The 19,606-nt window shown below is 75.0% G+C and carries 18 protein-coding genes; 8 read left to right on the top strand and 10 right to left on the bottom strand.

Translation table 11 applies throughout. The annotated features are described in order from the left end of the window. Positions 1-10 precede the first annotated feature (10 nt). From G1H19_RS19710 to G1H19_RS19700, 3 genes are all read left to right on the top strand, one after another. Positions 11-304 carry a Dabb family protein gene (locus tag G1H19_RS19710; RefSeq protein WP_152727494.1) on the top strand — a complete coding sequence of 98 codons (294 nt, stop codon included), beginning with the start codon at positions 11-13 and terminating at the stop codon, positions 302-304. A gap of 46 nt (positions 305-350) precedes the next feature. After that, on the top strand, positions 351-1,124 hold the full coding sequence (locus G1H19_RS19705; protein ID WP_152727495.1) for a hypothetical protein: 774 nt from the start codon (positions 351-353) through the stop codon (positions 1,122-1,124). Positions 1,125-1,265: 141 nt separating this feature from the next. Then, positions 1,266-2,348 carry a DUF4192 domain-containing protein gene (locus tag G1H19_RS19700; RefSeq protein WP_152727496.1) on the top strand — a complete coding sequence of 361 codons (1,083 nt, stop codon included), beginning with the start codon at positions 1,266-1,268 and terminating at the stop codon, positions 2,346-2,348. Between the two features lie 19 nt (positions 2,349-2,367). Here the strand turns inward: G1H19_RS19700 and G1H19_RS19695 are convergent, their stop codons facing one another. After that, positions 2,368-4,476, bottom strand: a complete 2,109-nt coding sequence (locus tag G1H19_RS19695) for a S9 family peptidase (protein ID WP_162392307.1) — start codon at positions 4,474-4,476, stop codon at positions 2,368-2,370. A 45-nt stretch (positions 4,477-4,521) separates the two neighbouring features. Continuing rightward, positions 4,522-5,226: a metal-dependent transcriptional regulator gene (locus G1H19_RS19690; RefSeq protein WP_174278126.1), complete on the bottom strand. Its 705-nt coding sequence runs from the start codon at positions 5,224-5,226 to the stop codon at positions 4,522-4,524. A 116-nt stretch (positions 5,227-5,342) separates the two neighbouring features. On the opposite strand from G1H19_RS19690, the gene G1H19_RS19685 reads away from it, so the two are divergent. Together G1H19_RS19685 and G1H19_RS19680 are read left to right on the top strand one after the other, a co-directional pair. Continuing rightward, a complete protein-coding gene (locus G1H19_RS19685) occupies positions 5,343-6,527 on the top strand; it encodes an acetoin utilization protein AcuC (RefSeq protein ID WP_152727499.1) in 1,185 nt (394 codons plus the stop codon). 66 nt (positions 6,528-6,593) lie between these two features. Beyond that, positions 6,594-9,320 carry a bifunctional acetate--CoA ligase family protein/GNAT family N-acetyltransferase gene (locus G1H19_RS19680; RefSeq protein WP_152727500.1) on the top strand — a complete coding sequence of 909 codons (2,727 nt, stop codon included), beginning with the start codon at positions 6,594-6,596 and terminating at the stop codon, positions 9,318-9,320. Positions 9,321-9,367: 47 nt separating this feature from the next. Here the strand turns inward: G1H19_RS19680 and G1H19_RS22740 are convergent, their stop codons facing one another. From G1H19_RS22740 to dtd, 3 genes are all read right to left on the bottom strand, one after another. Beyond that, a complete protein-coding gene (locus G1H19_RS22740) occupies positions 9,368-9,577 on the bottom strand; it encodes a hypothetical protein (RefSeq protein ID WP_202925753.1) in 210 nt (69 codons plus the stop codon). Between the two features lie 443 nt (positions 9,578-10,020). Then, positions 10,021-11,004 (bottom strand): RNA polymerase sigma factor SigB, encoded by a 984-nt coding sequence (sigB, locus tag G1H19_RS19670; protein ID WP_162392306.1) that lies wholly within the window; start codon positions 11,002-11,004, stop codon positions 10,021-10,023. A 269-nt stretch (positions 11,005-11,273) separates the two neighbouring features. Beyond that, entirely contained in the window at positions 11,274-11,705 is a 432-nt protein-coding gene (gene dtd, locus G1H19_RS19665; RefSeq protein WP_162392305.1) for a D-aminoacyl-tRNA deacylase, read from the bottom strand. 69 nt (positions 11,706-11,774) lie between these two features. Between dtd and G1H19_RS19660 the strand changes: the two genes are divergently transcribed. Both G1H19_RS19660 and G1H19_RS19655 read left to right on the top strand, forming a co-directional pair. Continuing rightward, positions 11,775-12,362 (top strand): HhH-GPD-type base excision DNA repair protein, encoded by a 588-nt coding sequence (locus G1H19_RS19660; protein WP_162392304.1) that lies wholly within the window; start codon positions 11,775-11,777, stop codon positions 12,360-12,362. A gap of 164 nt (positions 12,363-12,526) precedes the next feature. Then, positions 12,527-12,901 carry a DUF3099 domain-containing protein gene (locus tag G1H19_RS19655; RefSeq protein WP_235927912.1) on the top strand — a complete coding sequence of 125 codons (375 nt, stop codon included), beginning with the start codon at positions 12,527-12,529 and terminating at the stop codon, positions 12,899-12,901. Positions 12,902-12,953: 52 nt separating this feature from the next. Here G1H19_RS19655 and G1H19_RS19650 read toward each other — a convergent pair whose 3' ends face one another. After that, on the bottom strand, positions 12,954-14,300 hold the full coding sequence (locus tag G1H19_RS19650; protein WP_202925752.1) for a phytase: 1,347 nt from the start codon (positions 14,298-14,300) through the stop codon (positions 12,954-12,956). Between the two features lie 242 nt (positions 14,301-14,542). Between G1H19_RS19650 and G1H19_RS24210 the strand changes: the two genes are divergently transcribed. Then, the gene (locus G1H19_RS24210) at positions 14,543-14,767 is read left to right on the top strand and encodes a DUF3039 domain-containing protein (protein ID WP_162392303.1); all 225 of its coding nucleotides are present in this window, start codon (positions 14,543-14,545) and stop codon (positions 14,765-14,767) included. Positions 14,768-14,836: 69 nt separating this feature from the next. Here the strand turns inward: G1H19_RS24210 and G1H19_RS19640 are convergent, their stop codons facing one another. The 4 genes from G1H19_RS19640 to G1H19_RS19625 form a co-directional block, all read right to left on the bottom strand. Then, positions 14,837-15,967, bottom strand: a complete 1,131-nt coding sequence (locus G1H19_RS19640; protein ID WP_235927911.1) for a YihY/virulence factor BrkB family protein — start codon at positions 15,965-15,967, stop codon at positions 14,837-14,839. 83 nt (positions 15,968-16,050) lie between these two features. Then, on the bottom strand, positions 16,051-18,735 hold the full coding sequence (locus tag G1H19_RS19635; RefSeq protein WP_235909174.1) for a VanW family protein: 2,685 nt from the start codon (positions 18,733-18,735) through the stop codon (positions 16,051-16,053). Between the two features lie 25 nt (positions 18,736-18,760). Next, positions 18,761-18,976, bottom strand: a complete 216-nt coding sequence (locus tag G1H19_RS19630; RefSeq protein WP_152727501.1) for a DUF7455 domain-containing protein — start codon at positions 18,974-18,976, stop codon at positions 18,761-18,763. 426 nt (positions 18,977-19,402) lie between these two features. After that, positions 19,403-19,606, bottom strand: a 204-nt coding sequence (locus G1H19_RS19625) for a sigma factor-like helix-turn-helix DNA-binding protein (RefSeq protein WP_268895219.1), incomplete at its 5' end; no start/stop codon positions are given.

Genomic DNA, 19,606 nt, shown 5'->3' with positions numbered 1-19,606 from the left:
TCGTCGGGGCATGCTCCGACATGTGGTGCTCTTCACGTGGGACGACGCCGTGGACGACCAGCGCCGGGAGTCGACCGTCGCTGCGCTGGCTCGTCTGCCCGAGGAGGTGGGCGGCATGACCGCGTTCACGGTGGGGCCCGACGCGGGCCTCGCCGAGGGCAACGCGCAGACCGCGCTGGTGGCCGACTTCCCGGACGTGGACGCCTGGCGCCGGTACGCCCAGCACCCCCGGCACCTGGAGGTGATCGCCGAGCACGTGCGCCCGTTCCTCGCCTCGCGCACCGCCGTCCAGTTCGAGGTCTGAGCCTCCGCGCTCGCCCCGCTGCGCACCGGCTCCTACCGTCGGCGGCATGACCGCCCTGCGTGCAGCCCGCCGTCACCGTCACCGCCGGGTCCTGGCCGGTACCGGCGCGCTGCTGCTGCTGGCCGGCTGCGGCCAGTCCGTCGACGGCACGGCGACCGCCGCCCCGACCTCGGGCCCCGGGCCCGGCTCGTCGAGCTCCTCCGCTCCGGGTCCCTCGGCCGGGGCCACCGAGGAGACCAGCGGGCTGACCCCGGGGCTGCTGCCGGCCGACGCCTTCCCGCCGGGCAGCACGGTGACCGCCATCAGCGATGCCGACCTGGCCTCGGCGGTCGACCCCACGGCCACCGAGGGGGTGACGATCACCCCCGAGCAGTGCGCCGCCGCGGTCTCCGACACCCAGGTGAGCGCGGCCGACTACGACGACCTCGTGGCCCAGACCGCGGTCACCGGCCCGTCCAGCACGGTGGAGCTGCTGAGCCTGGGCGGGCCGGTCGAGGAGACGGTGACCGCCCTGCGGGACGCGCCCACCCAGTGCCCGGCGGCCACCGTCACCTCCCCGGAGATCGGTGAGGCGACCATCACCTACGTCGCCGTCCCCGTGCCGGAGCTGGGGGACGGCTCGGCCGCGGTGCTGTACACGACCTCCGTCGCGCAGCCCGACGGCACGTCGGTCGCGGTGCCCACCCTCATCGGGGTCGCCCGGGACGGGGACCGGCTGGTCACCCTGCTCACCATCACCGCGGCGGGGACGGCCGACCAGGCCGCCTTCGCGGACCTGCTCGCCCGGGCGTTCCAGCACCAGGCCGACGCTCTGGACTGAGGTCGCCGGGGCACGGGTCACCGGCGTGACGATGCCCCGAACGGGCACGCCCGTGCAGCCGCCCGTCCACAGGCGGGCGCGCTGTCCACAGATCGCCCGGCGGGGCCCCGGGACGGCCCGCGGCGCGGCACGGTCGCCGGCATGTCCCCTGACGAGCAGTTCCGTGTCCGGCTCGGCGACCCCGGTGACCTCGCCCGGGCGCTGCCCCACCTGATCGGCTTCCCGCCGCGCGAGTCGCTGGTCCTGGTGAGCCTCACCGGCCCGGGCAGTCGACGGGTCGGGATGACGGTGCGGGCCGACCTGCCGCCGGAGGACGCACTGGCCGAGGTGGCCCGCAGCGCGGTGCGTGGCGTGCTCACCCACCGGCCCTCGGCCGTCGTGGTCCTGGTGGTCTCCGAGGACCCGGACGTGCCCGCCGACGTCGGGCAGGGTCCCGGTGGGCGGCCGGTGCCGGGCACGGACGGGCTGCCGCACCGGTTGCTGGTGGCCTGGCTCACCGGGCTGCTGGACCGGGCGGGCGTGGCGGTGCCGCACGTCCTGCTGGTCCGGCGGGGGCGCTGGTGGTCCTACGACTGCCCCGAGCCCTGCTGCCACCCGTCCGCGGGCACGGCGCTGCCCGGTGGCACCAGTGCGCTGGCCGCGGCCTCCGCGGTGGTGGGGCAGGTGGTGGAGGCCGACCGGGAGGCACTCGTCCGCCGCATCGCGCCGGTCGGCCCACCGGCCGCCGCCGGCATGTCCGCCGCCTGCCGGGAGGTCGGCGCCGCGCACGCCGACCGGCTGGCCGACGTCGGCCCGGAGGCGGTGGGGCAGGAGTCCTGGCAGCTGCTCCGGTCGGCCGTCCGGTCCCGGCAGGACGGCGCCCCGCCCAGCAGCGACGCAGCCGCGGCGCGGCAGCTGTGGGGCCTGCGCGACGTCCTCGTGCGGGACCGGGCCATGACGCTGGCGCTCGGTCCGGTGCCCGAGGCAGCCGAGGCGCTCTGGACGGAGCTGACCCGGCGCGCCCCGGCCCCGCTGGACGCCGCCCCGGCGACACTGCTCGCCGTCAGCGCCTGGCTGCGCGGGGACGGTGCCATGGCATCGATCGCCCTGGACCGGGCGCTGGACAGCGAGCCGGGGTACTCCCTGGCCCTGCTGCTGCGCCGGTCGCTGGACGCGGCGCTGCCGCCGGCCGCCGTCCGGGAGCTGATCACCGATGCGATGTGCCGCCTCGACGATGCCGGGTGAGCCGTGCCGAGGGCAGGTGTCAGAGCAGGGCGGGCCGCTCCCACGGCTCGCCGAGCACGTGCTCGGCCAGGAAGGCGATCACCGTCTCGTACCAGATGCGGGCGTTGCCGGGCTGGAGCACCCAGTGGTTCTCGTCCGGGAAGTACAGGAACCTCGACGGCACCCCGCGTCGCTGCAGGTCGTACCAGAGCGCGAGGCCCTCCCCGATCGGCACCCGGTAGTCCTTGTCGCCGTGCACCACGAGCATCGGCGTGCGGATGGCGTCGGCGAAGCGGTGCGGGGAGTTCTTCTCGTAGCGCCCCGCCGCGGTGACCGGGTCGCCGAACTCCTTCTGCCAGTAGTAGCCGGCGTCGGTGGTGCTGCTGAACGCGTCCAGGTTCCAGAGGCTGGCATGGGTGACGATCGCCCGGAAGCGGTCGGTCTGGCTGGCGATCCAGTTGGCCATGTAGCCACCGAAGGAGCCGCCCATCGCCGCGGTGCGGGTCTCGTCGACCTCCGGCAGCGCCTCCGCGGCGTCGACGGCGGCCATCAGGTCGGTGAACGGCGCATCGCCCCAGCTGCCCCAGCCGCGGCGGACGAAGTCCTGCCCGAAGCCCTGCGACAGCGCCGGGTTGGGCAGCAGCACGGCGTACCCGCGGGCCGCGAGCACCCACGGGGTCCAGCGCCACGACCACGAGTTCCAGCTCATCAGCGGCCCGCCGTGCACCCACAGCACCAGCGGCGCGGGCGAGTCGGCGCCGGCGCCCTCGGGCAGCACGAGCCAGGACTGCACCCGGGTGCCGTCGGCAGCGGTCGCCTCCAGCTCCCGCAGGGTGCCCGGCAGGGCCCCCAGCGCGCCCGGGTTCGGCAGCGTGCCCGGGTTCGGCAGCGGGCGCGGGTCCTGCCCGGTCGCCGTCGGGTCCAGCCGGACCGGCTCGGACGGCGCCGCGAAGGACGAGCGCAGCGCGAGCAGCGCGCCGCCGTCCCGGGCCACGCGCAGGTCGCTGTAGGCGCCGTCCCCGGTCAGCCGCACCGGGGCGCCCCCGCCCACGGGCACCCGGAACACCGCGTGCCGGCCGTCGTCGTCGGCGAGGAAGTACACCGCCGCGCCGTCGGCGGAGAACTGCGGCGCACTGGGCCAGCGGTCGAAGCCCGGCGTCAGGTCCCGGGCCGGGCCCCCGCCGACGTCGAGCAGCAGCAGCGTGTGGTCCGGCGGCTCCTCGTAGGACGAGGCGGACATGTGCGAGCAGACGATCGTCCGGCCGTCCGGGGAGAAGGCCGGGGCGTACACGTCGGCCAGCGGGTCGTCGAGCAGCACCGTCGACGTCGCGGCGGCGACGTCGACCAGCAGCAGCCTGCTGCGGCGGCCGGCCGGCCCGTCGAGCACCTGCTCGCTGCGCACGAGCAGCGAGCCGTCGGGGGAGAGGGCCACGTCGTCGCCGGCGCCGTGCGGGGCGCCCGCGTCCGGGGTCAGGTCGCGGGCGACCAGCGGCTCGCGGGGGCCGGTGCCCGCCTCCGACGGCAGCCGGCCGAGGTGGAACAGGTGCGGGACCGCCGGGCCGAGGTCGTGGTCCCAGTGCCGCACCGGGTACTCCTCGTGCAGGATCGCGGTCACCCCGGCGTCCTTGCGGGCCGTGCGCAGCTGCTCGTCGGCGTCGGCGTCCGCGGCGCCGGGCATGGTGGAGGCCACGAGCACCACGTCGCCGGAGTCCGCCGCCACCAGCGCCCCGCTGATGCCGCCCGGACGCCGCGCCACCAGCCACGCCTCGCCACCGGCGGCCGGCAGGCACCACAGCGCCGGCTTCGGGTCGCCGGCGTCCGCAGGCGCCTCCGGGTCGGGCCGGGCGGAGAGGAACAGCAGGTCCCCGGCGGGGGTGAACACCGGCGCGGACTCCCCGGCCGCCGACCGGGTCAGCCGCGTGGCCGGGTCCACGCCCTCGGGGTCGACCTCCCACAGCGCCGAGACGTGCTTCTTCCGGTCGGGGGCCAGGGTCGACACCGACACGACCACCCGGCGGCCGTCCGGGGACAACGCGAGCTGCCCCAGCCGGGGGAGCGCGACGAAGTCCTCCAGCCGGTGGAACGGCGTGCTGGCCGGTGCCCCCGGGCCGTCGGCCCCGTCGGCGGGGCCGGTCTCGACTGGGGGCACCAGGTCGCCTTCTCTCTGACTCGGGGTGAGCGGTGGGTGGCCGGCTCAGTGGGCGGGGGCCGCCTCGGCCGGCGCGGGCTCCTCCACGGTGCTCACGAACACGTGCTCGGCGACTCCGGCGGGCAGGGGTGCCCCGTCCACGCTGACCGTGCCGTTGGTGATCGCGGCCACGACCGTGGTGCCCGGCCGAAGACCCTGCCCGTCCAGGGCACGCAGCAGGTCGGCCTCCTCTTGGAGCTGCTCGCTGATCCGGCGGATCACCACCTGGCTGCCCTCGGCCGTGGCCGCCAGCGACAGCAGGGTCAGCGGCCCGGAGGCGGTGCCGGCCGGCCCGCCCAGGGCGTCCAGGCCCGGGATGGGGTTGCCGAAGGGGGAGACCGTGGGGTTGCCGAGCAGGGTCAGCAGCTTGCGCTCGACCGCCTCGCTCATCACGTGCTCCCAGCGGCAGGCCTCCTCGTGCACGTCGGCGTAGTCCAGCCCGATGACGTCCACCAGCAGGCACTCGGCCAGCCGGTGCTTGCGCATCACGGCCGTGGCCAGCGCCCGGCCCTCGGCGGAGAGCTGCAGGTGGCGGTCGCCCTCCACGGACAGCAGCCCGTCACGCTCCATGCGGGCGACGGTCTGGCTCACGGTGGGCCCGCTCTGGTGCAGCCGCTCGGCGATCCGGGCCCGGAGCGGGACGATGCCCTCCTCCTCGAGCTCGAAGATCGTCCGGAGGTACATCTCGGTGGTGTCGATGAGGTCGTTCACGCGCAGCTCCTGACGTCTGTGGCCGCCGAGTCTACGTCGGCGGCGCGACCGGCAAGGCTCGGAAGAGCCCCGGGCGGCCGGCGCGGACGACGGCCCGGAACGGTAGCGTCCGCGAGATGAGCGACTCCGTCGCCGTCGTCTGGGACGACGCGCTGCTCGGCTACACCATGGGTGGGGACCATCCGCTGCACCCTGTGCGGCTGGACCTCACGATGAGGCTGGCCGACTCCCTGGGGGTGCTCTCCTCCGGCCGGGTCGACGTGGTCGCCCCCACCCCCGCCGACGTCGACCTGCTGACGCTGGTGCACGACGCGGACTACCTGGACGCGGTCCGCCGGGCCCCCGCCGACCCGGGCGGCGTCGGTCACGGGCTCGGCACCCCGGACAACCCGGTGTTCGAGGGCATGTACGACGCCGCGGCCCTGATCACCGGCGGCAGCGTCGAGGCCGCCCGGCAGGTGCACACCGGTGCCGCGCAGCACGCGGTCAACATCTCCGGCGGGCTGCACCACGCCATGCGCGGGGCCGCGGCCGGGTTCTGCGTGTTCAACGACGCCGCGATCGCCATCGCCTGGCTGCTCGGCCAGGGCTACGAGCGGATCGCCTACGTCGACCTGGACGTGCACCACGGCGACGGCGTGCAGGCGGCCTTCTACGGCGACCCGCGGGTGCTGACGGTGAGCATCCACCAGACGCCGCTGACGCTGTTCCCGGGCACCGGCTTCCCGGAGGAGACCGGCGACCCGGCCACGGCGCCGGGCTCGGCGGTCAACCTGGCTCTGCCCAACGGCACCGACGACTCCGGCTGGCTGCGCGCCTTCCACGCCGTCGTCCCCAGCGTGCTGCGGGCCTTCGCCCCGCAGATCCTGGTCACCCAGAGCGGCTGCGACGCCCACCACGAGGACCCGCTGGCCGACCTGTCGCTCACCGTCGACGGCCAGCGCGCCTCCTACCAGGCGGTGCACGCGCTGGCCCACGAGATCTGCGACGGCCGCTGGGTCGTGCTCGGCGGTGGCGGTTACGGCCTGGTGCGCTGCGTGCCCCGGGCATGGACCCACCTGCTCGCCGAGGTCGGCGGGGACGCGCTGGCCCCGGGCACGGAGATCCCTCAGGCGTGGCAGGACGACGTCGTCCGCCGGGGCCTGCGCGCGCAGCCCCCGACGACCATGACCGAGCACGGGTACACCGGGTTCGCCCGGTGGGACCCGTTCACCGAGCACCGGGTCGACCGGGCCATCGGCCGCACCCGGGCCGCCTCCTTCCCGCTCTTCGGCCTCGACCCGGACGACCCCCGTGATTGAGGACCACCCAGCCCCCCACCACTCGCGAGCTCGCGGCGGGCCCCTGCTGGGCGGCCGAGGCAGGCCATGAGCACCGGAGACGAACCGCGGACCGCGGCGTTGGACGTGCCGGCCGACCCGGACGCGGTGCCGGCGCCGCCGCCCGGCTGGGAGGCCGACGTGGTCGCCGCCGACGGCGGCACCGTCCACCTGCGCCCGATCACACCCGAGGACGCCGACGGCATCGTCGGGCTGATGGAGCGCAGCTCCGACCAGACCCGCTACTACCGGTTCTTCGGCCCGATGAAACGGCTCTCGGACAGGGACCTGCACCGGTTCACCCACGTCGACCACGACAACCGGGTCGCCTTCGTGGTGCTGCTGGGCGACGAGCTGATCGGCGTGGGCCGCTACGACCGCTACCCCGGCACCGCCGACGCCGAGGTCGCGTTCCTGATCGAGGACGCCCACCAGCGCCGCGGGCTGGGGTCGGTGCTGCTGGAGCACCTGGCCGCGGCCGCGCGCGAGCGGGGCATCACCACCTTCGTCGCCGAGGTGCTCAGCCAGAACAGCGCGATGGTCCGGGTCTTCCTGGACGCCGGCTACTCCGCCGAGCGCTCCTACGAGGGCGGCGTCGTGCACCTGACGTTCCCCATCGCCAGCACCGAGCAGGCCCTGGCCGTCACCTACGAGCGCGAGCAGCGCAGCGAGTCCCGCTCGATCGGCCGGCTGCTCACCCCCGGGTCGGTGGCCATCGTGGGGGCCAGCAACGACGAGTCGAAGATCGGCCACGCGGTGCTGCGGCACCTGCTCGACTACGGCTTCGCCGGGCCGATCTACCCGGTCAACCCCGCGGTGCGGCACGTGCGCGGGGTCCCGGCGCACGCCAGCATCGAGTCCATCCCCGACGACGTCGACCTCGCGGTGCTCGCCGTGCCGGCCGACGAGGTGGCCGGCGTGGTGGAGGCCTGCCGGCGCAAGCGGGTGCGCGGCCTGGTGGTCATCTCCGGCGGCTTCGGCGAGACCGGCCCGGAGGGCCGGGCCGCCGAGCGTGCCCTGGTCGCCTCGGCGCGGGCGTCGGGGATGCGGGTGGTCGGCCCCAATTGCCTGGGCATCGTCAACACCGACCCGGCGGTGCGGCTGAACGCCAGCCTCGCCCCGAACGTGCCCGGCCGTGGCCGGGTCGGCTTCTTCGCCCAGTCCGGGGCCCTGGGCGTGGCCCTGCTGGAGCGGGCCCGCGGCCGGGGGATCGGACTGTCCAGCTTCGTGTCCGCCGGCAACCGCGCCGACGTCAGCGGCAACGACATGCTCCAGTACTGGGCCACCGACCCCGGAACCGAGGTGGTGCTGCTGCACCTGGAGAGCTTCGGCAACCCGCGCAAGTTCGCCCGGCTCGCCCGCCGGGTGGGCCGCACCAAGCCCGTGGTCGCGGTCAAGAGCGGCCGGCACGTCAGCATGACCCCGGGCCTGGCCGGCACCTCGGTGTCGGTGCCCGAGCAGTCGGTGGCCGCGCTGTTCGCCTCGGCCGGGGTCATCCGGGTGGAGACCCTCGCCCAGCTCTTCGACGTCGGCACGCTGCTGGCGCACCAGCCGCTGCCGCGCGGTGACCGGGTGGCCATCGTGGGCAACTCGACCGCCCTCGGCGTGCTCGTCGCCGACGCGGTGCTGGACCAGGGCCTGCAGCTCGCCCACCCCCGGCCGGTCGACATCGGCACCCGGTCCGGCCCGGAGCAGTGGCGTGCGGCCCTGCAGGAGGCGCTGGACGACGACGGGGTCGACGCCGTCGTCGCGGTGTTCCTGCCCCCGCTGATGCGCGGCTCCGAGGTGTTCGGCCGGGTGCTGCGCGAGCTGTCGGTCACCGCCGACAAGCCGCTGGTGGCCAACTTCCTGTCCGCCGACGGCATCCCGCCGGAGCTGGTCGTGCGGGACGAGGAGGGGATGCCCGGCCGCGGGTCGGTGCCGTCCTTCGCGACGCCCGAGCGTGCGGTGATGGCGCTGGCCAAGGTGGCCGAGTACGCCCGCTGGCGCGCCCGGCCGGTCGGCCGCGTCCCCGAGCTCGACGGCGTGCACGAGTCCGCGGCACGGGAGCTGGTCGACCGGGTGCTGGCCACCAGCCCGCAGGGCCGCGCGCTGGACGACCGCGAGGCGATCGCCCTGCTGGGCGCCTACGGTGTGCCGCTGCTGGACACCCGGCGGGTCACCGACGCCGAGCAGGCGGTGCGGGCCGCCGAGGAGATCGGCTACCCGGTGGTGCTCAAGTCGACCGCACCGTGGCTGCGCGACCGCACCGACCTCGGTGGCATCCGGCTCGACCTGGGCGACGCCGAGGCGGTCCGCTCCGCGTACGCCGCCATCCCGGCCGGCGACCCGGTGATCGTGCAGCAGATGGCCGCGCCCGGGGTGGCCACCGTGGTGGAGGTGCTCGACGACCCGTCGTTCGGTGCCCTGGTGAGCTTCGGCGTGGGGGGAGTGGCCACCGACCTGCTCGGCGACCGCGCCTACCGCACGCTGCCGCTCACCGACAGCGACGCCGCCGAGCTGGTCCGCGAGCCCCGCGCCTGGCCGCTGCTGGACGGGTACCGGGGCACCGAGCCGGTCGACGTACCCGCCCTGGAGGACCTGCTGCTACGGGTGGCCCGGCTCGCCGACGACCTGCCCGAGGTGCTGGGGCTGTCGCTGGAGCCGGTGATCGTCGGCCCGCCGCGGCCCTGGCACGGTCAGCGGTCGCTGGTGGTCGCCGGGGTCACCGTCCAGGTCGGCCCCCCGACCGCCCGGGTGGAGCCGGGGCCCCGCCGGATGTTCGGGCCCGCCTGACCCGGACCGGCTGACCCCGATCCCGGCCCCCGGTGGCCGGGGCCGGGTCAGCCGGTCAGCACGTTCACCGCGCGGGCCAGCACCAGCAGCACCACCACCAGCGACACCGCCGACTGCACCGCCATCGCCAGCTCGGCGACCCGGGTCAGCGGCAGCACGTCGGTCGGGCTGAACGCGGTGGCGTTCGTGTAGGCCAGGTACAGGTAGTCGGCGAAGCCGGGTTCCCAGTCGGGCCGGGCCAGCTCCGGGCTCTGCATCTGCTCCGAACAACAGGTCCGGGTGATCCACCCGGCCGGCGGCGCGCGCTGCCGGGCCACCGCGGTCCAGCTCTCCGTGGAGGGTCGCCGCGCAGCGGATCGGCCACCAGCAGGCCCAGCAGCAGGGCCGCCTCCAGCGCCGGCAGCGCGAAACGCAGGCCCGGCTCGGCGCGGTCGGGCAGCACAACCTGCAGCGTGATCGCCACGGCGACGGCGAGGGCTGCCGGCCACCGGTGCTCGCCGCGGGTGCGCCGCCAGGCGGGGCGGGCGGTGCTCTCCGGGCTGCTCACACGATCATGGTCGGCCGCACGGCTGTGCCCCGGCCAGGCCGGTCCCCCCGACGGGTGGGACGACGACGACCCCCGCCCCGCCCGGGAGGGCGGACCAGGGGTCGCAGGTGACGGTGCGGCCGGGCGGGGTCGTCGGTCCCGCCCGGGTGGGGCTCAGCCCAGGTAGTCGCGCAGGGCGTCGGCCCGGTCCGGGGCGCGCAGCTTGGTCATCGTCTCGCGCTCGATCTGGCGGACCCGCTCGCGGGACAGACCGAACCGCTTGCCGATCTGCTCCAGCGTGCGCGGCTGCTCGCCGTCCAGACCGAAGCGCATGATGACCACGTCGCGCTCCCGGTCCTCCAGGGTCTCCAGGACGTTGCGCACGTCGCCCTTCATCATCTGGAAGGCCACGGCGTCCTCGGCGACGGCCGCGTCGGCGTCCTCGATGAAGTCACCGAGCCGGGAGTCCTCGTCGGCACCCACCGTCTGGTCCAGGCTGACCAGGTCGCGGCTGTACTCCAGCAGCTCGGTGATCCGCTCCGGGGTCATGTCCAGCTCGAGGCCCAGCTCCTCGGCGGTGGGCTCGCGCTCCAGCTCCTGGTGGATGCGGCGCCGGGTGCGCACCACCTTGTTGACCTGCTCGGCCAGGTGCACGGGCAGCCGGATGGTGCGGCCGGAGTCGGCCATGGCCCGGGTGATGGCCTGGCGGATCCACCACGTGGCGTAGGTGGAGAACTTGAAGCCCTTGGCGTAGTCGAACTTCTCGACCGCGCGGATCAGACCGACGTTGCCCTCCTGGATGAGGTCCAGGAACGTCATGCCGTGGCCGGTGTAGCGCTTGGCCACCGAGACGACGAGGCGCAGGTTGGCCTCGAGCAGGTGGGCCTTCGCCGCCCTGCCGTCGGCGGCGAGCAGCTTGTAGTCACGCAGGACCGCGGGCGTGAGCTTCTTGGTGGCGATCAGCTGCTCGGCGTAGAGGCCCGCCTCGATCCGCTTGGACAGCTCGACCTCCTGCTCCGCGGTCAGCAGTGCGGTCTTGCCGATGGTGTTGAGGTAGACGCGCACGAGGTCGGTGGACACCAGTCCACTGGTGTCCGGCGCCCGGCGGGGGGTGCGGACCTCGAGGGTCTCGGTGGGGGAGGACTGCAGCAGCGTCACGATGTGTCTTCGTCCTTGCCTCTGGAGTCGGATGTCCCGCGCTTCCGTGGTGCGAGTCACCCGGGCGTCTTCGGTGCTGGGGCCGGTCCGGGATCACCGGACAGTCGGCCCCTGATCTCCGCTGTCCGTCTGGTACATCGTGCACAACGGATGAGGGGGCCGGTTGTGTTCCGTGAGGCGCGTGTTCACAGGAGAACAATCCGGTGGTCTGCCTCACGGCTGGTCCTACCCCGTGTGCGGACGGTCAGACATGCTGGTCGGCAGTGTCCTCAGACCTCGAGCAGCAGGGTCATCGGGCCCTCGTTGACCGACGACACCTGCATCCGGGCACCGAAGACACCGGTCGCCACGACGGTGTCGCGGCGCCGCAGCTCGGCGACCACCTCGGCCACCAGCGGCTCGGCGACGTCCCCGGGAGCGGCGTCCTGCCACGAGGGACGGCGGCCCTTGCGGGTGTCGGCGTAGAGGGTGAACTGGCTGACCACCAGCGCCGCCAGGCCCAGGTCGGCCAGGGACACGGCGCCCTCGTCGGTGCTGAACACCCGCAGCTCGTGCACCTTGCGGGCCAGCGCGCGGGCGTGGGTGGTGTCGTCGTCCCGGCCGACCCCGACCAGCACGAGCAGCCCCGCGCCGATCTCGCCCACCACGCCGCCGTCCACCGTCACCGACGCCCGGCTCACCCGGGTCACCACCGCTCGCACGCCGCCCACCTCACCACCGGCGTCGCCGCGACCACCGGCCGGGGCGCCCGCGTGCGGCAGGATGCCCGCGTGACCGAGCTGTGCCTGAGCCAGGACCCTGCCGCCGACGCCCTGCTGTCCCGCGACCCGCTCGCGCTGCTGGTCGGGATGCTGCTGGACCAGCAGTTCCCCATGGAGCGCGCCTTCGCCGGGCCGCGGCTGCTGGCCGACCGGCTCGGCGTCGACACGCTGTCGGCTCGCGACATCGCCGCGCTGGACCCCGAGGTGCTGCTGGCCCACTTCCAGGGCCCGCCCGCGGTGCACCGGTACCCCGGCTCCATGGCGACCCGCACCCAGGACCTGTGCCGGCACCTGGTCGACCGGCACGACGGCCGGCCGGAGCTGCTCTGGTCGGAGGTGGCCGACGGGCTCGCGCTGCGGCGCCGGCTGGAGGCGCTGCCCGGCTTCGGCGCGCAGAAGGCGGCGATCTTCCTCGCCCTGCTCGGCAAGCAGCTCGGTGTCACGCCGCCGGGCTGGCGGGAGGCCGCTGGTGCCTACGGCGAGGACGGCTCCCGGCGGTCGGTCGCCGACGTCACCGGCCCCGCGTCGCTGGCCGAGGTGCGGGCCACCAAGCAGCAGCAGAAGGCCGCGGCGAAGGCCGCCGCGACCACCCGGTAGGGCCCCACCGGGGGCCGCTGCACATCGACCTGGCCGGCGCCTGCATCTGCGCTGTCACGGTGGCACCATGGGTGCAGAGCCGGGGATACCGGGGGCCGTCCAGGACACGTCGCACCGACGCGTCGTCGACCCGCGTCACCCATGTCCCGGCGGTGGAGGAAAGGGTGTCCGTGGCCTCGAGCCAGCAGTACACGAACCGTCCGTCAGCCAAGCGGGACCTCGAACCGGCTCTGATCACCGCGGCCGAACCGAGCCGCGCCGAGCAGCACGAGGCCCGCAAGCGGCGCTACCTGCTCACCATGGCCTTCCGTGGGGTGAGCCTGGTGCTCGCCGCGGCGTTCTACCAGACCATCTGGCTCATGGTGATCTTCGCGTTCTTCGGCACCGTGCTGCCCTGGATCGCCGTGGTCATGGCCAACGACCGGCCGCCGAAGAAGAAGCTCGACGTCAACCGGTACGTGGTGCCGCGCCCCGACCGGATCCTGGAGTCCGGCAACGGCTCCTCGCGGGTCATCGAGTCCCGCGTCATCGACGTCTGAGCCGCCCCCGAGGACCGGCGCCGTTGCGGCGCCGGTCCTCGAGTGCTCCCCGTCAGAAGCGCAGGCCCAGGGGGCGTGCGACCCGCTCCAGCGGGACCAGCTTGAAGTCGGTGTCCACCCGGTCCTCGCCGTCGGCGTCCTCGGTGGTGGGTGTGTTCTCGCCGTCGTGGGTGATCAGCAGCCCGTGCGGGAAGGCCGTGCCGACCGGCTTCGTCGTCACCGTGGCGCCGTCGGAGTGCTGGACGCCGTCGATGCCGGCACCGTCCGCGACCCGGAAGCCGCCGACGTAACGGTTCGACCCGCGCAGCTCGTAGACCGCAAACGTGCTGTCGCCCTGGCTGGACGCGAACAGGTACCCCTTGCCGTCGGCCCGCTGCGCGATCGTCAGTCCCTCCGCGTCGGCGGTCAGGTGCGTCCCGCCCTGCCCCGGGTCGTCCCCGGTGACCTGGCAGGTCTCGCTCTCCTCGTCGAAGGTCGCCGGGACGCCGTAGGCCCGCACCCGGTCTACCAGCCGCTGGGACCAGGCGCCCCGCTCGTCCTGGCTGAGGTGCCAGATGCCGACGTCCTCCTGCGCCACGTACCAGGAGCCCGACGCCGGGTCGTAGACCGAGCCCTCCATCTGCGGCAGCTCACCGGGCTCCTCGCAGGGCGTCCAGCTGCCCCCGCCGGGCAGCGCGAACTCGGTCGGCAGCGCCCCGCGGGACTCCGTGCGGTAGCCGACGGTGCCGTCCGGGCCGGCCACCAGGCGCAGGGTCGCGAAGTCGGTGGAGTGCCGGCGGGTGGTGAGCACCACGGCCCCGCCGTCGGGGGTGCGCCCGGCGGCGAGCCCGTACGCGGTCGCCTGCTCGTCGACCTCGGACTCGTCGGCGCTGAACACCGGGGCGACGTCGGGTGCGGTGACGTCGGTGAGCACGCCGGCACCGGCCGCCGAGCCGCGCGGGTCGATGCTGAACACGCGCACCCGGTCGCGGCCGCGGTCGCTGACCACGGCCAGGTCCAGGGTGCGCCCGCCGAGCCGCACCCCGGTGACGACGTCCACGTTGTTGTAGCGGCCGGCCTCCGTCGCGCCGGGGGGCGCAGGGGCCGCCGGCAGGCTCTGCAGCAGGGCGCCGTCCAGGCCGTAGACGCCCAGGCCACCGTTCTTCAGCGCCCCCACGACGACGGAGCGGTCGCCGTCGGTGGGGTGCACCCACAGCGCGGGGTCGTCGGCGTCGGCGTTGCCGCCGGCCTCGTCGTCGAAGGCCGACGGCGTCTCGACCGACGCGGTGACGGTGGCCCAGCGGGTGCCGTCCGGCTTCGCGAGCGCGGACGGCACCGGCAGCAGCACGAGGACGAGCACCCCGCCGCCCACGGCGGTCAGGGTGCGCGTGGTGCGGCGGGCAGGGGTGGTGGACAGCACGGTGGAGCCTCCCGTTGACGGGCGCGAGATGCGCCCCCGGAGACTCGCCGTCGACGGTGGCCGGCAGTCCAACGGCAGGTGGCCGGCGGACGGCGGACCGGCGGGGCCGCCCGGCCGGGGGACGTCGGTTGGGCCGGGACGTCGGCCCTGTCATCATGGAGGCGGCCGCCCCCGGGGCCCGGAGCGGAACGCCGTCCCGGCCGCGCGGGGCGAGGGACCCACCTCCAGCAGGGAGACAGCGCGTGAGCACCGAGATCCTCGAGCGGCCCGACGTCCGTGACGCCGACACCGGCCGCGCGAACGAGGTCTTCCACTACGTCAAGAAGAACAAGATCGCCGAGAGTGCGGTCATGGGCACCATGGTCGAGGCGCTGTGCGGTGAGGTGTTCCCGGTGACCAAGACCCCGAAGCCGGGCAGCCCGGTCTGCCCCGCGTGCACCGAGGTCTACCAGCAACTGAAGAAGTAGGGGAGGAACGGCCTCGTCGCAGGGGCCCGCGCCGAGCCTGCGAGGTGTGGGGGGCGACGAGGTCCTTCTTCAGCGGAGGCCGAGTTTGACGGCTTCCAGCTCGATCTTGGCGGCGCGGCGACGCTGGTGGCGGCGCTCGTGCCGTCGCTGCAGCGACGGCCACCGCGCCTCGATCGTGGCGTTCATCTCGGCGCCCAGCAGGATCGACATGCCGAGGAAGAAGCAGAACAGCAGGATCGCGATCGGGGTGGCCAGCGCCCCGTAGGGCAGCGCCGTGGTGAGGATGTCGGCGACGTAGCTGCGCAGCAGGGTCGCCGCCACCAGGAAGAAGGCCACGGCGAACACGGCACCGGGCAGGTGCCGGTGCCAGGGGATCCGGCGGGGCAGCGCGACGTGGAAGAAGCTGGTCAGGGCCAGGACGAGGCCGACCAGCACCAGCGGCCAGTAGACGGCGTTCACCAGCACCGTGGCGGTGTCCTGCCACCGGTCCGGCAGCACGTCGACCAGCAGCCCGCGGCCCAGCACCAGCACCGGCAGCGTCACCACGGCCACCACCAGGCCGACGACGAACAGCAGCAGGGCGAGCAGTCGCGTGCGGATCGGGCCGCGCACGTCCCGCTGGTCGTAGGCGATCACGATGGTGTTCACGAACGTCGCGGTGCCCGACGACCCGGCCCACAGCGTGATCAGGAAGCCGAGGCTGACGATGTCGGCCCGGCCCGAGTTCAGGATGTCGTCCAGCGTCGGCTGCACCAGGCTGGTCACCACGCTCGGGGTCAGCGCCTCGGCCGACAGCTCCACGAGCCGGTCCTCGATCTCCTGCACCCGGCCGTCGCCGATGAACGACCCGAGGTAGCCCAGCGAGCCGAGCAGCCCGATGAGCAGCGGCGGCACGCTGAGCACCTGCCAGAACGACGCCTCGGCGGACAGGCCGAGGATCCGGTCGCTCCACGCCTTGGCGACGGTCCGCCCGAGCACCTGCAGGGGCACCCGGAGGAACGCCGGCAGCAGGTCGAACAGCCGACCGGCGGCGCTGCGCCGCGCACCCGAGGCCGTGGCACCCGGACCGTCCGCACCACCGCCCGCCGGTGCACCGGCGGGCGGCCCCGAACCGGCGGTGTCCGGCCCGGGGCCTGCCGCGCCGCCGGCGGAGGTGTCGCCGGCGGGGGCCGGCGACCCGGTCGGCAGGACGGCGCTCACCGGCCCAGTGTGCACGGGTCGCAGGCACACTGCCGGGCCCTGCCCCCCGGCTGGGTGACCGGGGCCGGGCGGTGCGGTGCTGCTCAGCGGCGCGCGGGGCGCGGGGGACGGCGTCCGGCCGGGCCGCCCGGGGCCGGCGGGACCGTGCCGGCCGGGTCCGGTGCCGGTGCCGGGACCGGCACGCAGCGGATCACCGGTTCGGCGGCGTACCGGGTGCGGAAGTCCTGCCGGCGGATCTCCGCCCCGGTCGCCGGGTCGTTGAACGTGCGGGTCACCACGACGTCGAAGCCGGTGGACCCGCCCTGGCTGGCGCACGAGCCGTCGTCGGGCTTCTCCTGGACCACGGGCTGGCGGAGGTTGAACCGCTCGCTGGTGCTGGACTCGATGTCGAAGCGCTTGGTGCCCCAGAAGGTCACCGTGATCGTGCCGGGCACCCAGGTGGCCTGCACGTAGATGCCGGCCGGGCTGTCGTTACGCCACTTCAGGTCGATCGAGTCGTAGTAGACCGTCGCCTCGCGGCCGGCCGGGTAGCGGCTGATGTAGTAGCTGTGCGGCTTGTGGAAGACGTCCTCGAGCCCGGCGAAGAAGACCGCGTTGAACATCGTGGTGGCGAACTGGCTGATCCCGCCGCCGACGGCCTGGGTGAACTCGCCGTTGTTGATCACTCCGGCGGACACGTAGCCCTCGGCCGTGCCCCGGGGCCCGGTGAACCCGTTGAGACTGAACGTCTCCCCGGGCTTGACGACCGCGCCGTCCACCTCCTCGGCGACGACCCGGATGTTCGTGCCACTGGCGGTGTTGGTGAAGTTGGTGCTGAACGAGCTGACCTTCTCGGTGATGCCCAGTGCCTGGGCCTGCTCGGTGGTGAACGCCGCCGGGACCGGGCCCAGCTGCGCGGTCACCTCGCGGGGCGCCGGCTCGCGCAGCACCGGTAGCAGCGTGCCGGCCAGCGCGGCCGGGTCGACGCCGGTGCCGTCGACGGAGGGCACCACCCGGATCGCGTCCCCGGTGACCTCGAAGCGGGCGTCCTGCGCGGGGGCGCCGAACTCGCCGAGCTCGTCGCCGAGCGACTCCTGCAGCTGCGCCGGGTCGAGCGCCACCCCGAGGGTGCCGTCGTCGCCGGGGGTGAAGGTGAGGGCGGCGGCGATGGCGTCGACGGGCACTTCCACGGAGGTGTCGTCCCCGGTGCCGGTCACGGTGACGGGTGCGGACAGGGCCGGGGTGACGGTGTCGGCCAGCACGCGGGCGGCCTCGTCGGCGTCGACCCGGACCGGGGTGGTGTCCACCGGCAGGCGGATCGGGATGTCCGGGTCCCCGCCACTGGCCAGGGCCTCCTCGATGGCTGCGATGCTGCCCGGCCGGTCCAGGGTGCGGCCGTCGACCGGCTCGACGAGCTCGGGCGTGGTGTCCTCGATCGTGATGGTGGCGTCCACCGGGGCGCGGTCGACGGTCTCGGCGACCCGGTCGACCTGGGCTGCGAGCGCGGTCTCGTCCTCGGTGATCACCGGCTCCACGTCGTGGTCGGTGAACAGCGACGTCAGCCGGGTCCACGGGTTCAGCGGCTGGTCACCGGCGGCGTCGACGGTGCCCGGCACGTCGAGGGTGATGCCGGCGGTCGCGGGGGAGAGGGCGGCCTCGACGTCGTCGGCCATCAGCACGTGCTCGGCGGTGACCCGCGGGGCGAGCTGCTCCTCCAGGGCACTGGCCGCGGCCGCCGGGGACAGCCCGCCGATCGGGACGCCGGCCACGACCGTGTTGCGCGGCACGTCGGACCCGGCCACGAGCAGGTCGACGCCGTAGACCAGCGCCAGCGCCAGGACGGCGCCGGCCGGCACGAGCACCGCCGCGCGGCGACGTCGAGGACCGGGCCGGTCGCCCGTGCCGCCCGGGGCCCCGTCGCCGTCGCCCGGCGGGGTGGAGTCCCCGCCGGCCGCCCCGTGCCCGGCCGCCCCGTGCCCGTCCGGCCGGGGGGCGTGGCCCGCGACGGGCCCGCCCATGACGGGCTGCTCCTGCGTGGGAGCGTCGGCAGGGTCGTCAGCCGGTCCCGCCACCGCACCGGACGGCGCCCACGGGTCGTCCGCCGGCGCCTCGGCGGGGGAGGGGTCCCGGGACGGATCGGTGGTCGCTGCCACCGTGGGCTCGGCCGGCCGGTCGGCCGGCTCCGGGGACGGCGCCGACCGGGGCACCGTCGCCCGGGGCGGTGACTGCGCGGCCACCGGCATCGCCGCCGTGCCCGGCGCCGGGTCCGCGGCGGCCGCGACCGGCGCCGGCCGGTCCGTGGCCCGATCCCTGGCCCGATCCGTCGCCCGGTCGGCAGCCCGGTCGGTGGCGTCGTCGACGGCTCGGGCGACGGCGGGGTCGCCGGCCCGGTGCGTGGCCCCGTCGATGACGTGGTCCGTCGTCCGGTCGGTCGCGTCGCCCACCCGGTCGGTGATCCGCCGGGCGTGCCGTGCCCCGGTCGGCTCGTCGGGCCCGCTCGCGTGTCGCCCGCCGCGCGAGCTCAACGGCAACGGCTGCGGCGGGGGCACCCGGGTGTCCCGGGCAGCCGCGGCGTCCAGCGGCGGCTGGTCGCCCGGGCGGGCGGGCGCCTGGGGACCGTTGGCCGCCAGCCGCGCGGTGTCCTCGGTCGGGGGCGGGTCCTGCGGCATCGTGGCGTCCTCGTCGTTGGCTGCCCGGTGCGCCGGCCCCGGAGACGACGAAACCGCCGGTCCACCGTCCGCGGGGAGCGGTTCGGGGGACGCGGCGGCGTCGTCGAGTGGCTGCTTCATCGCTGGTGCGACGATAGCGTCTCGCTCAGGTCGTGACGCGCTGCTCGCCGTCGGTGTCGATGATGTCGACCGCGATGTCGCGGAGCTTGCTCTCGTACTCGCGGGCGTGGTGCCCGCAGAAGACGAGGTCGCTGCCGCTGGACAGGACGACGCGCACCTTGGCGAGCGCACCGCACCGATCGCAGTGGAAGGGAACGACCAGATCGTCGGTGGGAGGGGTTGTCGTCAGCGTCTGTGTCATCTGGTCATCACTCGCTCTCTACCGCACGGATCCGCGGGTGCGGATCGGCCTACTGCACAGCACCAGCATGGCCCTCGATGTTCCCCGGACGCGGATCCTGGGTCGTGACTCGCCGTGGGTGTCTCGGCGGGGGCGGCCAGGGTGCGGCAGGGCGGTCGCGGGTCGGAACGGATGCGTGTCGGGTGGTCCTGGTCTGTGGTGCTGTGTCCGGCGGGCAGAGCCTCCTGCTCACCGCTGCCCACGCTACGCCGCATACCCGGGCGTTGCCGTCGTACACCGCGAGGCTCGTACATCGGGGTGAGATCGTGACCGCACCGCAACACAGCGGACGCACGGGCCGCTCGGCGCGCCCTTCACGCCGTGGGGCCCGGCCGGCGGCCGGGTCCCACGGGTCGTGCCTGCCGAACGCGCGCGAGGCGGCCGGCGTCAGTCGAGGTAGTCGCGCAGCACCTGGGAGCGGCTGGGGTGGCGCAGCTTGGACATCGTCTTGGACTCGATCTGCCGGATGCGCTCGCGGGTCACGCCGTAGACCTGGCCGATCTCGTCCAGGGTCCGCGGCTGGCCGTCGGTGAGCCCGAACCGCAGCCGGACGACGCCGGCCTCCCGCTCGGACAGCGTCTGCAGCACGCT

Origin of the sequence: Goekera deserti (assembly GCF_010685995.1) — a bacterium.
GTDB lineage: Bacteria > Actinomycetota > Actinomycetes > Mycobacteriales > Geodermatophilaceae > Goekera > Goekera deserti.
This window is presented reverse-complemented; position numbering and strand designations above follow the sequence as displayed.